This window comes from Actinomadura rubrisoli, from assembly GCF_004349215.1.
GTDB classification, from domain to species: domain Bacteria; phylum Actinomycetota; class Actinomycetes; order Streptosporangiales; family Streptosporangiaceae; genus Spirillospora; species Spirillospora rubrisoli.
The window spans coordinates 1-13,886 of the sequence record NZ_SMKU01000254.1; the positions used below are offsets into that span (position 1 = coordinate 1).

At 70.8% G+C, this 13,886-nt stretch carries 12 protein-coding genes; 7 read left to right on the forward strand and 5 right to left on the reverse strand.

All coding sequences use genetic code 11. The features are described 5' to 3' along the window. Window positions 1–266 precede the first annotated feature (266 nt). The 5 genes from E1298_RS33745 (at window position 267) to E1298_RS33765 (ending at window position 6,395) form a co-directional block, all read left to right on the forward strand. A complete protein-coding gene (locus E1298_RS33745) occupies window positions 267–1,556 on the forward strand; it encodes a sensor domain-containing diguanylate cyclase (RefSeq protein ID WP_131900563.1) in 1,290 nt (429 codons plus the stop codon). Between the two features lie 206 nt (window positions 1,557–1,762). Next, a complete protein-coding gene (gene ettA / locus E1298_RS33750) occupies window positions 1,763–3,427 on the forward strand; it encodes an energy-dependent translational throttle protein EttA (RefSeq protein ID WP_131900565.1) in 1,665 nt (554 codons plus the stop codon). Between the two features lie 271 nt (window positions 3,428–3,698). Beyond that, complete coding sequence (locus E1298_RS33755; protein ID WP_131900567.1) at window positions 3,699–4,136, forward strand: acyl-CoA thioesterase; 438 nt, start codon at window positions 3,699–3,701, stop codon at window positions 4,134–4,136. Further along, window positions 4,133–4,747 carry a GNAT family N-acetyltransferase gene (locus tag E1298_RS33760; RefSeq protein WP_131900569.1) on the forward strand — a complete coding sequence of 205 codons (615 nt, stop codon included), beginning with the start codon at window positions 4,133–4,135 and terminating at the stop codon, window positions 4,745–4,747. Before E1298_RS33755 ends, E1298_RS33760 begins: the two co-directional genes overlap by 4 nt. 271 nt (window positions 4,748–5,018) lie before the next feature. Next, complete coding sequence (locus E1298_RS33765; RefSeq protein WP_243725968.1) at window positions 5,019–6,395, forward strand: S28 family serine protease; 1,377 nt, start codon at window positions 5,019–5,021, stop codon at window positions 6,393–6,395. An 84-nt stretch (window positions 6,396–6,479) separates the two neighbouring features. On the opposite strand, the gene E1298_RS33770 is transcribed toward E1298_RS33765, so the two are convergent. From E1298_RS33770 to E1298_RS33785, 4 genes are all read right to left on the reverse strand, one after another. After that, a complete protein-coding gene (locus E1298_RS33770; protein WP_131900573.1) occupies window positions 6,480–8,054 on the reverse strand; it encodes a glycoside hydrolase family 13 protein in 1,575 nt (524 codons plus the stop codon). Between the two features lie 18 nt (window positions 8,055–8,072). Next, window positions 8,073–8,462: a globin gene (locus E1298_RS33775; RefSeq protein ID WP_131900575.1), complete on the reverse strand. Its 390-nt coding sequence runs from the start codon at window positions 8,460–8,462 to the stop codon at window positions 8,073–8,075. A gap of 20 nt (window positions 8,463–8,482) precedes the next feature. Beyond that, complete coding sequence (locus E1298_RS33780) at window positions 8,483–9,481, reverse strand: mechanosensitive ion channel family protein (RefSeq protein WP_131900577.1); 999 nt, start codon at window positions 9,479–9,481, stop codon at window positions 8,483–8,485. A 218-nt stretch (window positions 9,482–9,699) separates the two neighbouring features. Beyond that, window positions 9,700–10,011, reverse strand: a complete 312-nt coding sequence (locus E1298_RS33785) for a hypothetical protein (RefSeq protein ID WP_131900579.1) — start codon at window positions 10,009–10,011, stop codon at window positions 9,700–9,702. A 552-nt stretch (window positions 10,012–10,563) separates the two neighbouring features. Between E1298_RS33785 and E1298_RS33790 the strand changes: the two genes are divergently transcribed. After that, window positions 10,564–12,120 carry an NsdA family TPR-like regulatory protein gene (locus tag E1298_RS33790; protein ID WP_131900581.1) on the forward strand — a complete coding sequence of 519 codons (1,557 nt, stop codon included), beginning with the start codon at window positions 10,564–10,566 and terminating at the stop codon, window positions 12,118–12,120. A 7-nt stretch (window positions 12,121–12,127) separates the two neighbouring features. Next, entirely contained in the window at window positions 12,128–12,799 is a 672-nt protein-coding gene (locus E1298_RS33795) for a GNAT family N-acetyltransferase (protein WP_243725969.1), read from the forward strand. A 192-nt stretch (window positions 12,800–12,991) separates the two neighbouring features. Here the strand turns inward: E1298_RS33795 and E1298_RS33800 are convergent, their stop codons facing one another. After that, window positions 12,992–13,801: a class I SAM-dependent methyltransferase gene (locus tag E1298_RS33800; protein ID WP_243725970.1), complete on the reverse strand. Its 810-nt coding sequence runs from the start codon at window positions 13,799–13,801 to the stop codon at window positions 12,992–12,994. Window positions 13,802–13,886 lie beyond the last annotated feature (85 nt).

The following is a 13,886-nucleotide window of genomic DNA, read 5'->3' on the forward strand; positions in this document are numbered from 1 at the left end:
GTGGGAGGGGCAGCGGGGGCGCGCCGGCAGGTGGGTTCGTTGCCGGGTGGCGCCCCCGCACCGTCGGGGTTCTGCGGCCTGCCTAGATCCAGGAAACGCCGCGCATGGTGTTTCCCCCCTCAGGGTGTGCTGGGGACCGCGAGTCCGCGGGCCCTTCGCGGGTGCCCAAAGCGGTCACCCGCAGGTGCGAAGGTACCGGTTTCCCGCCCACTCCGCACACGTTGCAACTATCGTGTTACACAACGTGATGCGTGTAAGGGGGAAGGATGACGGCAGTGCAGTCGTCCGCCGAAGACCGCGGTGGGGAACTGGCTCGCAAGCCCCGGCGCCGAACGCTTTCGGGGCGCTCGTCCCTGCTCGTGGTCTACGTGCCGGTGGTCGTCGCCATCCATGTCGGGCTCACCGCCGGAGGGCTCGCAAGCACCTCCCCCCGGCTGAATGATCTACTCACTTTTGCCGCTCTCCTGGCCTGCGGGGCGGTGTGCATCGAGGCGTCGCGGCGGCTCGGCATGCCCGCCGGGGTGGCGCGCGACCTGCTGTCGTCGTGGTGGCTGCCGGTGGCGCTGCTGCTGCCGCCGGTGTACGCGCTGCTGATGCCCGTGCCGGTGCAGGCGCTCTTGCAATTCCGAGTGCGCAGGACGCTCGTGTACCGGAGGGTCGTGGTCGCCTCGGCCCTCGGGATCGCCGGGGCCTGCGCGTCCATGGTGTTCCACCTGGTCGTGCCCGATCCGCTGGGCGGACCACCTCAGTGGGCCGTCGACGCGTGGCCGGGCATTCCAGCGGCGGTGGGGTGCGCGGCGCTGTTCACGGTGGTGAACGCGGCGCTGGTGGCGGTCGCGGCGCACGCGGCCAACCCGGAGAGCCGCTGGCGGGACGTCCTGTGGAACCGTGAGAGCCTGCTGCTGGACGTGGTGGAGCTGTGCGTGGGCATCCTCGTGGCGATCACGAGCGCCCTGACGTTGGGGCTGCTGCTCCTGGCGCTGCCGCCGGTCATGCTGCTGCAACGGAGCCTCATGCACCAGCAGTTGCAGGCCGCAGCCCGGACGGACGCCAAGACGGGGCTGCTCAACGCGGCGGCCTGGCAGCGGGAGGCCGACACCGAGCTGTCCCGGGCGCAGCGGTCGAGCGACCCGCTGGCGCTGCTGCTGATCGACATCGACCACTTCAAGCGGGTGAACGACACCCATGGGCACCTGGTCGGCGACCAGGTGCTGGTGGGGGTGGCCGGCACGCTCTGCCACCAGTTGCGCGACTACGACGTGGTCGGACGGTTCGGCGGGGAGGAGTTCGTGGTCCTGCTGCCGGGCACCGACACCGTCGAGGCGTGCCGGGTGGCGGAGCGGCTCCGGGGGCGGGTTCGTCGGCTCGCCGTGCCCGCGGAGGAGGGGACGGTGGCCGTCACGGTGTCGGTGGGGGTCGCGCTCTTCCGCACGCACGGGGAGGATCTCATCGAGCTCCTGGCCGCCGCCGACCTGGCGCTCTACCGGGCCAAGGCGTCAGGACGCGACCGCGTCTGCCTCCCCGCCGTCGAAGGGCCGAGGGCGGCCGAAGGCTAGGACGCGCCGCAGTGGCCCAGCTGTCGCGCGAGCGCGTGGGCTGACCGGGGATGCGAGGCCGGAGGCGAGCATCCCCGGGAAGATCGCGAAGCGATGTCGCGTCTCGCCCAAGCACGGTCAAGGTGCGAGCCGCTAGGCGAGTGCCTTGGCCGGGGTTGAATCAACGCTGCGACGAAACGGTGTCCGGGACCCCGTAGTCTTGAATAATGGCCGAGTACATCTACACGATGCAGCGCGTGCGCAAGGCACATGGCGACAAGGTCGTCCTGGACGATGTCACCCTGCATTTCCTTCCAGGGGCCAAGATCGGCGTCCTGGGACCGAACGGCACCGGCAAGTCGACGTTGCTGCGCATGATGGCCGGTCTGGAGCAGCCGTCCAACGGCGACGCGCGCCTGATGCCCGGCTTCACCGTCGGCATGCTTCAGCAGGAGCCGCCGCTGACCGAGGAGAAGACCGTCCTCGGGAACGTGCAGGAGGGCGTCGCCGAGACCAAGGCGATGGTCGACCGGTTCAACGAGATCGCCGAGAAGATGGCGACGGACTACTCCGACGAGCTCATGGAGGAGATGGGCAAGCTGCAGGAGCAGCTCGACCATCGCAACGCGTGGGACCTCGACAGCCAGCTGGAGCAGGCGATGGACGCCCTGCGGTGCCCGCCGCCGGACGCCGAGGTCACGACCCTCTCGGGTGGTGAGCGCCGCCGCGTCGCGCTGTGCAAGCTGCTGCTGGAGGCCCCCGACCTGCTGCTGCTGGACGAGCCCACCAACCACCTGGACGCCGAGAGCGTGCAGTGGCTGGAGCAGTTCCTCGCCAAGTACGAGGGCACCGTCCTGGCCGTCACCCACGACCGGTACTTCCTCGACAACGTGGCGACGTGGATCCTGGAGCTCGACCGGGGCCGCTGCTTCCCCTACGAGGGGAACTACTCCACGTATCTGGAGAAGAAGGCCGACCGGCTGAAGGTCGAGGGCAACAAGGACGCCAAGCGCAAGAAGCGCCTGGAGGACGAGCTGGAGTGGGTCCGGTCGAACCCCAAGGCGCGGCAGACCAAGTCCAAGGCCCGCCTTGAGCGGTACGAGGAGATGGCGGCCGAGGCGGCCAAGACCCGCAAGCTGGACTTCGAGGAGATCCAGATCCCGCCGGGTCCCCGCCTGGGCAACACGGTCATCGTCGCCGACAAGCTCACCAAGGGCTTCGGTGACCGGCTCCTGATGGACGACCTGTCGTTCAACCTGCCGCCGAACGGCATCGTCGGCGTCATCGGCCCGAACGGCGTCGGCAAGACCACCCTCTTCCGCATGATCATCAGGGAGGAGCAGCCGGACTCCGGCGACCTCCGCCTGGGCGAGACCGTCAAGATCTCCTACGTCGACCAGGGCCGCGGTGGCCTGGACCCGAAGAAGACCGTGTGGCAGATCGTCTCCGACGGCCTCGACCACATCAACGTCGGGCAGGTCGAGATGCCGTCCCGCGCGTACGTCGCGGCGTTCGGCTTCAAGGGCCCCGACCAGCAGAAGCCGACGGGCGTCCTGTCCGGCGGCGAGCGCAACCGGCTGAACCTGGCGATGACGCTCAAGCAGGGCGGCAACGTCCTCCTGCTGGACGAGCCGACCAACGACCTGGACACCGAGACCCTGTCCAGCCTGGAGAACGCGCTGCTGGAGTTCCCCGGATGCGCCGTGATCACCTCGCACGACCGGTGGTTCCTCGACCGCATCGCCACGCACATCCTCGCGTGGGAGGAGGGCTCGAACTGGTTCTGGTACGAGGGGAACTTCGCCGACTACGAGAAGAACAAGATCGAGCGCCTGGGCGCCGACGCCGCCCGCCCGCACCGGGTGACGCACCGCAAGCTCACCCGCGACTGACGGCACCGCACCCGGCGCACGCAACGGCCGCGCGGTCATCCCACCGACCGCGCGGCCGTCCCCATTCCCAGCATGATCACTGTCCGCGACGATCACCGTCCCGGACGGTCGCTGGTGCGTGAGGATCGCCGCGTCACCGCCCCGCGATGATCGCCGTCTCGCGGTGGTGGCCGTTTCGCGGCGGACGGCGTCCGGACTGTGCGCGGGACGGAGATCGGCTGCGGGTAGCATCGGGCGGACCGGCGGAGACCCCCGACCCCCAGGCGAGGACATGCAGCAGACCGATCTGCCCGCGGCCGAATACCGGCACGTCTACGAGTTCTACCTCCGGTTCGGGGACATCGACTCCCAGGGCCATGTGAACAACGTCAAGTTCCTCGGCTACCTGGAGGACGCGCGGCTTGAGATGTTCCATGGCGACCCGGTGCGCAAGGGCGAGGAGCCCATCCGCGGCATGGTGATCTCCCGGCATGAGATCGACTACCGGCTGCCGCTGCTGCCGACCGTCTACCCGGTGCGGGTGGAGACATGGGTCACCGAGGTGCGCGTCGCCTCGTTCAAGCTGGCCTATGAGGTGCGGGACGACGAGAACGTCTACGCCGAGGCGACGTCGACGCTGGTGGCGTTCGACGTGGAGGCGAACCGCCTGCGCCGGTTCACTGCCAAGGAGCGGGAGTTCATCGGCCGCTACGTCGCTCCGCCCTCATGACGGCGGCCCTCGGCGACGGTCCCGGCCATCCGCTGCTCACCTTCGCGGCCGTGGCGACGGCGCCCCGGGTCGGGCTGCGGGTCGTCCAGCAGGCGGACGCGGAGGCGCTGGCGGGCCTCTACCAGGCGAATCGCGAGTACCTGCGGCCGTGGGAGCCGGAGCGGGACGACGCGTACTTCACCGTCGACGGGCAGCGCGAGAACATCGACGACCTGGTCGGGGCGTACGGCGCGGGGGAATTGTGGCCCGGCGTCATCGTGCTGGACGGTCAGATCGCGGGCCGCATCACGCTCAACAACATCCTGCGCGGGCCCCTGCAGAGTTGCTTCGTCGCCTACTGGGTGGCGCGCGCGCACGCCGGACGCGGTGTCGCGACTGAGGCCGTCCGGCAGGCGCTGGACGTGGCGTTCAGCCAACTGGGTCTGCACCGCGTGGAGGCGTTCACCCGGGTCGACAACCACGCGTCGCAGCGCGTCCTGGAGCGCAACGGCTTCACCGCCATAGGGACGGCCCGCCGGCACATCCATGTGGACGGCCGCTGGCACGACGAGCGGTTCTTCGAGCGGCTCGCCCCCTGGGACGACGGGATCACTCCGGTTCCCCCTGCCTGACTCGCAGCCCGTCGCGGACGCGGCTGTGCATGATCTGCATCGCTCGTCCCCTCATTGAGATCACTGCGCGAGTCGGTGCGGTCACGTTTGGCCGCTTTCCCCATTTCCGGCGCTATGCCCCGAACTGCCATGACCACAACCGGGTCGTCACGGGTCGATAACAAGCGCGGCAGGAATCCGTTTTGACCCTACTTCTCCCTCTAGTGTCGCGACGCGAAATGTGGAGATCCCACGTGGAAGGGGCACTATGCGGCGCATCTCACGAGGAGCGATGGCACTGCTGGTCGCCGCGGGTATGACCGGTTCCGGCGCCGTCGCGGCGCAGGCGGCGGTCACCGCGCGGGCGGACGACATCGCCGCCCAACTGAAGGCCATCCCCGGCATGCAGGTGACGGAGAAGACCTCGACGTTGCCCGGATACCGATGGTTCTGGCTCAGCTACCGGCAGCCGGTCGACCACCGCGAGCCCAAGGGGCAGTGGTTCGAGCAGCGCGTCCTGTTGCAGCACAAGGCGGCGGAAAGCCCGATGGTGCTCTACACCAGCGGGTACAACACGCCGGAGACGATGTTCACCTCCGAGCCGACGGCGCTGGTCGGCGGCAACCAGATCTCGGTCGAGTACCGGTACTTCACCCCGTCCCGGCCCGAACCGGCCGACTGGCGGAAGGACACGATCTGGCAGGCCGCCACGGACGAGCACCGGCTGATCGGCGCCCTGAAGAAGATCTACAAGGCGAAGTGGATCTCGACGGGCGCCAGCAAGGGCGGCATGACGGCCGTCTACCACAAGCGCTTCTACCCGCGCGACGTCGACGGCAGCGTCGTGTACGTGGCGCCGAACGACGTCGACAACGATGAGGACAGCCGCTACGACAAGTTCTTTGAGACCGTCGGAACCGACCCGCAGTGCCGCACCCATGTGAAGGCGCTCGCGCGCGAGTTCCTCAAGCGCCGCCCGGCGATCCTGACCCGTTTCAAGGCGGACGCGGCCAAGAACGGCTGGACGTTCGACATCCTGCGCACGCCCGACCGGGCGTTCGAGAACTCGGTGATGGACTACGAGTTTGCCTTCTGGCAGTACAGCCTGCAGTCCGACTGCGCCGCCCTGCCCGCGGTGAACGCCTCGGACGACGACCTCTACAAGACGCTCGACGCGATCTCCGGGATGTCGTTCTACACCGACCAGGGGCTCCAGCAGTACATCCCGTACTACTACCAGGCGGGCACGGAGCTCGGCTGGCCCACGCCGCAGTTCAAGAGCCTGCGCCCGCTGCTGCGGTACGAGGACAGCTACCAGCCGCGCACCTACGTCCCGCGCGACGTCCCCATGCGGTTCGACCGCGGGAAGGCGATGCGCGACGTCGACCGTTGGGTCCGCGACCACGGAAGCCGGCTGCTGTTCGTGTACGGGGGCAACGACCCGTGGGGCTCGGAGCGGTTCCGGCTCGGCAAGGGCAGCCGTGACTCGGCCGTCTACACCGCGCCCGGCATGAACCACAGCGGCCGCCTGATCACCAAGCTGCCGGACGACCAGAAGGCCAAGGCGACCGCCGACCTTCTGCGGTGGGCGGGCGTCCAGCCCGGCGCCAGGTCCCTCACGACGCCCGTCGCCGACGACCCACTCCAGCTCCAGCGTCCCCCGCTGTAGCCGAGCGCCATCTGGAGGCCGGACCAGCGGTGCGCCGGCGTGCGCAGACCCCTCGCACGCCGGCGCACCGCGTCCCGTCTCGTCTCAGCGGCGGGTCTCCAGCCACGCGGCGGCGTTGCCGGGGAGCAGGTCGCCGTAGAGCGGGATGGTGGTGAGCAGCGGACGACCGGACGGGAGCCGCACCGGGTTCTCGCCGCAGTTGAGGGCGAACGTGAGCGTCCCGCGCCGGAAGAACAGCGCCGGTTCGGGGGAGTCGAGCCACTCCAGGCCGTCCGGCAGGCCGTCCAGGAGGCGGCGGCGCAGCGCCAGCGCCTCGCGGTAGAACGTCAGCGTGGAGGACGGGTCCTTCTCCTGCGCCTCGACGGTCAGCGACCCCCATCGCGCGGGCATCGGCAGCCACGGCCGGACGCCGCCGGGGGAGAACCCGTACGGCTCGGCCGTGCCCGACCAGGGGATCGGTACCCGGCAGCCGTCCCGTCCCGGCTGGCCGCCGTCGCTGCGCTTCCAGACGGGGTCCTGGCGCGCCTCGTCCGGCAGGTCGACGACCTCGGGCAGCCCCAGTTCCTCTCCCTGGTACAGGTACGCCGAGCCTGGGAGCGCCAAGAGCAGCAGCAGCGCGGCCCTGGCCCTGGCCAGTTCGATGCCCGGGACGCCCTCCGGCTGCTCGTACCGGGTGAGATGGCGTACGGAGTCGTGGCTGGACAGCACCCACGTGGGCACCAAGCCGGTCGGCGCGACGGTGCCAAGCGCCGCCGTCACCACGTCCCGGAACGCGGCGGCCGACCAGGGCGCGAGTTGCAGGGCGAACTGGAAGACCTGGTGCAGTTCGTCTGGACGGAGGTAGAGGGCGAGGTCTTCGGGGCTGTCCGTCCACACCTCGCCGATCGCCATGCGCTCGCCGTCGTACTCGTCCAGGATGGTCCGCCACCTGCGGTAGATCTCGTGGACCTCGGGACGGCTGTACATCGGGCCGTTCGCCACCCGCCGCCCGCGCCCGGCCAGATCGCCGAACGACTCGTCCTTGACGAGTCCGGCGGCGACGTCGATGCGGAAGCCGTCCACGCCGCGGTCCAGCCAGAACCGCAGGATGTCCTCGAACTCGCCCCGCACCTCGGGGTCGCGCCAGTTGAGGTCCGGCTGCTCGGGCGCGTACAGGTGCAGGTACCACTCGCCGTCCGGCAGGCGCGTCCAGGCCGGTCCGCCGAACGCCGAGGGCCAGTCGTTCGGCGGGTCCTCCTCGCCGGGGCCCGCGCCCGGCTTGCCGCGGCGGAAGATGTAGCGGTCGCGTTCGGGGGAGCCCGGCGCCGCGGCCAGGGCCTTCCGGAACCACGGATGCCGGTCGGACGAGTGGTTCGGGACGATGTCGACGATCAGCCGCAGGCCGTGGGCGTGCGCGTCGGCGGCCAGGGCGTCGAAGTCGTCGAGCGTCCCGAACCGGGGGTCCACGTCGCGGTAGTCGGCCACGTCGTAGCCGCCGTCGGCCAGGGGAGAGGGGTAGAAGGGGGTGAGCCACAGCGCGTCGACGCCGAGGTCGCGCAGGTAGCCGAGGCGGGAGCGGATCCCCTGGAGGTCCCCTTCACCGTCCCCGTCCGAGTCGGCGAAGCTGCGGACATAGACCTCGTACACGACGGCGTTGCGCCACCAGGGGATTCGCGTCATACAGGGCGCTTTACCCGCTTATGTGGGGGCGTTCACCATGCTGCGCGCCGCCATCGTGAAGTAGTCCCAGAGCATCTTCTCCAGCGGCTCGGGCAGCTCCAACTCGTCCACGGCCACGCGCATGTGCCGCAGCCACGCCTCGCGCTCGGCCTCGCCGATGACGAACGGGACGTGCCGCATGCGCAATCGGGGATGCCCGCGCCGCTGGCTGTAGGTGGTGGGGCCGCCCCAGTACTGGATGAGGAAGAGGCGCAGCCGCTCCTCGGCGGGGCCGAGGTCCTCCTCGGGGTACAGGGCGCGCAGGGCGGGGTCTTCTGCGACCCCCTGGTAGAAGCGGTGGACGAGCTTGACGAAGGTCTCCTCGCCGCCGACCGCCTCGTAGAAGGTCACCTTCTCGGGTTCTGCCATAGCGCCCCCAGCCTATGTGATCACGTGGCGTTGGGGGTGGCGACCGAGACGCCCGCCTCGTCGAAAGCGCGCTTGACCCGCTCGCGCAGCTCGCGCGCGACGTCGCCCTGCCGGCCCGGGGCGGTCTTGATCACGACGCGGATCACCAGGGCGTCGCCGGCGAGGGCCTGCACCCCCCAGACGGACGGCGCCTCCAGGATGACGCCCTCCCAGGGCGAGTCGGCGGCCATCTCGTCGGCGGCGGTCTGGAGGATCTCCTTGACCTTCTCGGTGTCCTCGCTGATGTCGACCGGGATGTCCAGGACGGCCCGTCCCCAGTTCTGCGACTCGTTCCCGACCTTCTTGATCTCGCCGTTCGGGACGTACCAGACGATCCCGTCGACGTCGCGCATCCGGGTGACCCGCAGGGTGACGGCCTCGACCGTCCCCTTGGCGCTGCCGACGTCGATGACGTCGCCCACGCCGTACTGGTCCTCCAGCAGCATGAACAGCCCGGCGAGGAAGTCCTTGACGATGTTCTGCGCGCCGAAGCCGACCGCGACCCCGATGACGCTCGCGCTGGCCAGAATGGGCGCGAGGTTGAGGCCGAGCGAGCCCAGGATGCTGAACGCGGCCGTCCCCATGATCAGGATGGACGAGATGGACCGCAGCACCGAGCCGAGCGTCTTGGCGCGCTGGGCCCGCCGCTGGTTGAGCAGGGCGGGGCTGCCGTCGAAGACGGTGCGCGAGCGCTCCTTGACCCGCTCCGACATCGTGCCCTCGGCCATCCGCACCGTGACCTTGGTGATCATGCGGTGCGCGATGTTCTTCACGATCAGCGCGACGGCGAAGGTCACGATGATCCAGGTCACGGTCGCCAGGGGCCGGTCGAGCCAGGTGGCGTAGAACTTGGTGAAACCGGTGTTGTGCGAGACGTTCCAGACCAGCCGGCAGGCGGTGGTGGGCTTCTGGTCGTTGCAGGCCGCCTCCGGCGTGCCCTTCTCCGCCCAGGGCACCAGCAGCCCCAGAACGAGTGACATCGAGCAGACCCTCCCCGGCCATTGTGGTGTCGGGCCACCTCGCCGTGGACCCGCGGCGGGTACGAGCCCGATCGTAGGGGACGGAGACGACCGGTTCGTACGGCGCCTGGCGAAGCGGCGTGACCTGGCCGGGGAGGGGCTGGGATCAGGCGAGCGTGTCCCGCGGGGTCCGCGGCTGCCGCGCCGTTCGGCCACGGCCCCGCGGGACACGCCCGGTCTCAGGGGAGCCCCACGCGCCGCTCGCACACCTCCCCGCGGAGCGGCTGCAGGACGTGGGCCAGCTTGAGGGCGGCGCCGCCCGGGTCGTCCACCCGGTGCATGCGCTCCCCCCAGGACCACCAGTAGTAGTGGTCGTGCGTCTCGGGGGCCGGCGCGCACGTGATGTCCTCCGCGAGGCTCCCGGCCTCGGGATTCACCACACGCAGGAACGCCGGCCCGGAACGGGTACGTACGACGCGGGCGACGAGCCCCCTGGTATCGAGCTCGTGCTCCAGCTCCTCGAGGTAGCCGACGCGTCTGTCGCTGACCACCTGCGCACCTCCTCCATCTCCGCCAGTCGTGCTCCGAGGACTGCTTCGCCGTTCCCGTGTGATCAACTTCGCCGTTCCCGTTAGATCAACTCTGCGGATCCAGATCAACTCTGCGGATCCGCCTTGTTACTCGCGGCGAGAATTGCAACTCTCACCGTCATGGGTCAAGGGGCCGTCCGGCCGGCGGAGTACCGGATTACCCCACCTCAGAGGAAGTTTCCTGCCCCTCGGAGGAAGAATCTCTACCCTGGGGCTCCGGGACGCGTCCCGGCCCCCACCGGTTCTGGAGAACCGCTTGGCCTGGCTCGACCGTGAGGGTTACGCTGCGTGCGCGAGAGATTATCTGTCGTGTCCATCCAGTACCGGTCGCCGTGCGCGGCGCGGCCTCCCTCCCCCGGGGAGACGGCGCCCAGCAGAGCGGTGAGGAGGCCGGAGCCAATGTCGGACCCCCCTCCCACAGAGGACCTCCCTCCCAAAGAGGACCCCCCTCCCAAAGAGACGGACGTCGCCCGGAGGATCCGTGCGCACGGCCTGGCTCGGGGACACTGCACCGTGGACATCGCGCAGGAGATCCACGAGCAGTGCGGGCCGCTGTTCGGCACCAGCCGGGTCAAGGCGCACCGGCTCGCCCGCGGCGTCGCCCTGTCCGACATCGTGGCCCAGGTCAGGGCCCTGTACGAGATCGACGGCAAGCCGGCGCCCCGGCTCGGGGAGACGCTGCTGTCGGCCTACGAGAGCGGGTACAAGCGACCCGGGCCCGAGTACCTGCACTACCTCTGCGCCGTCTACCGGGTGGAGCCCGATGTCCTAGGGTTCCGGAGCCCCTGCATCTGCGGCCGCGGCCACGCGGTCCGCGCCGGCGCCGCCGCCGTCCCGCAGCCGCGGGCGCCCGAGCGGCACGCCACCCGAGAGCCCGACGTCCCGCTCGTCGGAGCCATCGTCCCCAGGGCCGAAGAGCGTCCCTGGGTCACCGTCAACGATCTGCGGGGCCCCGACCGCGCCGAGGGCCCCCTGTCCATTGATGTGGGAGAGGAGGACATCGTGCTTCGTAGGACCCTTCTGCAACTTCTGGCCGGAGCGGGCGTGGCGCTCGACGGCCAGTTCCTTGGGGCGGTCGACAACCTTCGGCGCAAGATGGACGACACGCTGGTCGGCGCGACCGTCTCGCCGACCATGCTCGACCAGTGGGAGGAGACGACCTACGGCTACGGCCAGCAGTACCAGGCCACCCCGTCCCTGCGGATGCTCTGCGACGTGCTGCTGGACTTCAGCGAGGTGCGGCGCATGTGCGACAAGCGCCAGCCCGTCGAACTGCAGGAGCGGCTGTGCCGGATCGCGGCGCAGCTCTCCGGGCTGTCCGGCCTGATCATGATCAACCTGGGCGACCACCGGCTCGCCCGGTCGTTCTTCCGCACCGCCCGCACCGCCGCCGACGAGACCGGCGACCGGCAACTGCGCGCCTGGGTGACCGTCCGCGAGTCGCTGGTGCCGATGTACTACGGCGACCCGCGCGAGGCGCTGCACCTGGCCCGCAAGGCGCAAGACCTCGCGGGCCGCACCCCCGGTGTGGCCGCAGCCATGGCCCCCGCCGTGGAGGCGCGCGCGCTCGGCATGCTGGCGATGCGCGGACGCGGCGACGCCGCGCCCAGCGCACGGCGCGCCCTCGTCCGGGGCCGCTCGGTGTTCGACCAGCTGTCCAAGGCCGACACCAGCGACCTGGTGTACGGCTTCACCGACCGGCAGATGGCGTTCTACGAGGGCGACACCTTCACCAATCTCGGCGACCATAAGCACGGCGACGAGGTCCTCAGCCACGCGCTGACGCTGTACGCGCCCACCGACAGGGTCGACCTCACCCTCGTGCGCCTCGACCGCGCGATGTGCCGGCTGCACGCCGGGAATCCCGACGCCGCGCTGACGGCCGGGCAGGAGGCCATCCTCGACCTGCCGCCCGACCACCGCTCCGACATCCTCGTCCACCGGGCCCGCCAGATCGGCGCCGCCGTCTTCTCCCAGCACGGCGAGATCGCCGGGCTGAAGGAGTTCCGCGAGGCCCTCGCGGGCCCCTGGGTCACCAGTCCCGCCAACAACCCGTCCGAACAGGTCTGAACGGGCCATGGGCATGCCTGACGGCGCCCCCCGGCAGGATCGCTCTGCACCGGCGGGCCGTGCCGGCGACGCTCGACGCGGGTCCCAGCCCGCCGAGACCGCCGGAGCGCGCGCTCTCGTCCGGCTCCAGGGGGACCCTCCCGCATGGAGCTTCGCCGACCTTCGACTGCGGCGCTACCGCGCCGCCGACCACGCCACCGTCCTCGCCCTGCACCGGGAGGGGCTGGCCCAGGTGGGGCTGCGTCCCGGTGACGGCGTCTACTACGAGCACGACTTCTTCCGGATGGAGGACATCTATCTCAGCAACGACGGCGAGTTCGTCGTCGGCGAGGTCGGCGGCCGGATCGTCGCGATGGGCGGCCTGCGCCGCGCCGACCTCGTCCCGGGCGGCAGCGCCCGCGCGTTCGGCGGCTACGCGCCCGGCGCCCCCAGCCTGGACGCCGTCGAGATGGTGCGGCTGCGGGTCCGCCCGTCGGTGCAGCGCCGCGGGTACGGCGCCGCCGTCGTCAGGGCACTGGAGGAGCGCGCCAGGGAGTACGGCTACCGGATCCTGCGGGCCGACACCACCGAGATGCAGGGGCCGGCGCTCGCCCTGTACCGCAAGTTCGGGTGGACGGAGACGCGCCGCGAGGTGATCGGGGGCATCGTGAACATCTACATCGAGAAACCGCTCCGCTGATCCCCCGGGCCGCGGACGGCCGACGCCGGCGGCGCGGCCCGGCGCAGGGCCGCCGCGGCCCGGGCCTCAGGAACGACCCCGGCACGCGCTGGTCGCGGCGGGCGGCCACCGCGTGCCGGGGTTGGGAACGGCCCCCACTCGCACCGTCCCTCGGCGCGGGACGCCGGCGGACGGTGCGAGTGGGGCTTCGGGTCAGGGGCGGCGGCCGGCCACCAGCTGCATGAGCGGGTACCGCCGCCGCCTGATGCCGGTGAGGCCGCGGTCGGCCAGCGCCCCGGTGACCTCCCGGTCGCCGAAGACGGTGAACCCCGTGGCGCGCCGCACGATCTCGCCGCCGAGACGGGAGGCGGGCAGCGCCAGGGGGCGCCGCGAGGTGAGGATGATCAAACGCCCGCCCGGCTTGAGGACGCGGGTCATGCCGTCCACGGCCGTCCACGGGTCGTCGAACAGGTACAGCGCGCCGAAGCAGCAGACGGCGTCGAACGTCCCGTCCCGGAACGGCAGGTCGACGGCGTTGCCGCGGACGTAGCAGACATCGGGCCCCGCGCCCTTCGCGCCCGTGTCGGCCGCGGCGCGGGCGAGCATGGTCTGCGCGGCGTCCAGCCCGACGACGAGCCCATCGGCGCCGACCCCGGCGGCAAGAGCCCGGGTCACGTTCCCAGGCCCGCACGCCACGTCCAGGACGGTCGCGGGGGGCTTACCGTCGTCGCCCGGCTGCGCGAGCCCGAGCCAGTCGCGCGCCGCCGCCTGCTCGGCGGCCGTGTCCGGGCCGACCGGCCAGCCCTTCGCCAGGTTGAACCCGACGGGCCGCCACACCTTCTCGTAGATCTGCGGCAGGAACGTCGACTGCATCACCGACTGCGCGAGCGACGGCGGCGGCTCGGTGGAGGGCCCCAGGAGGTCGAGGTACCCGGCGGACACGTCGGGTTCGGCGGGCGGCTTCTCCAGCAGCCCGAGGACCCGTTCCACCGCGGACGGACTCCGCACCATCGAAGCGCTCACCCCACTATTAGACCATGCGTCCATTCTTGCCCCGCACCCCCATCGTCCTCCCCGGGCACAGCACTCCCGCGGAGGGGTCACGGGG

Bases quoted from the DNA above. Each gene is read 5' to 3' on its own strand.
- E1298_RS33745 (WP_131900563.1), top strand. From the start codon at position 267: ATGACGGCAGTGCAGTCGTCCGCCGAAGACCGCGGTGGGGAACTGGCT.
- ettA (WP_131900565.1), top strand. From the start codon at position 1,763: ATGGCCGAGTACATCTACACGATGCAGCGCGTGCGCAAGGCACATGGC.
- E1298_RS33755 (WP_131900567.1), top strand. From the start codon at position 3,699: ATGCAGCAGACCGATCTGCCCGCGGCCGAATACCGGCACGTCTACGAG.
- E1298_RS33760 (WP_131900569.1), top strand. From the start codon at position 4,133: ATGACGGCGGCCCTCGGCGACGGTCCCGGCCATCCGCTGCTCACCTTC.
- E1298_RS33765 (WP_243725968.1), top strand. From the start codon at position 5,019: ATGGCACTGCTGGTCGCCGCGGGTATGACCGGTTCCGGCGCCGTCGCG.
- E1298_RS33770 (WP_131900573.1), bottom strand. From the start codon at position 8,054: ATGACGCGAATCCCCTGGTGGCGCAACGCCGTCGTGTACGAGGTCTAT.
- E1298_RS33775 (WP_131900575.1), bottom strand. From the start codon at position 8,462: ATGGCAGAACCCGAGAAGGTGACCTTCTACGAGGCGGTCGGCGGCGAG.
- E1298_RS33780 (WP_131900577.1), bottom strand. From the start codon at position 9,481: ATGTCACTCGTTCTGGGGCTGCTGGTGCCCTGGGCGGAGAAGGGCACG.
- E1298_RS33795 (WP_243725969.1), top strand. From the start codon at position 12,128: ATGGGCATGCCTGACGGCGCCCCCCGGCAGGATCGCTCTGCACCGGCG.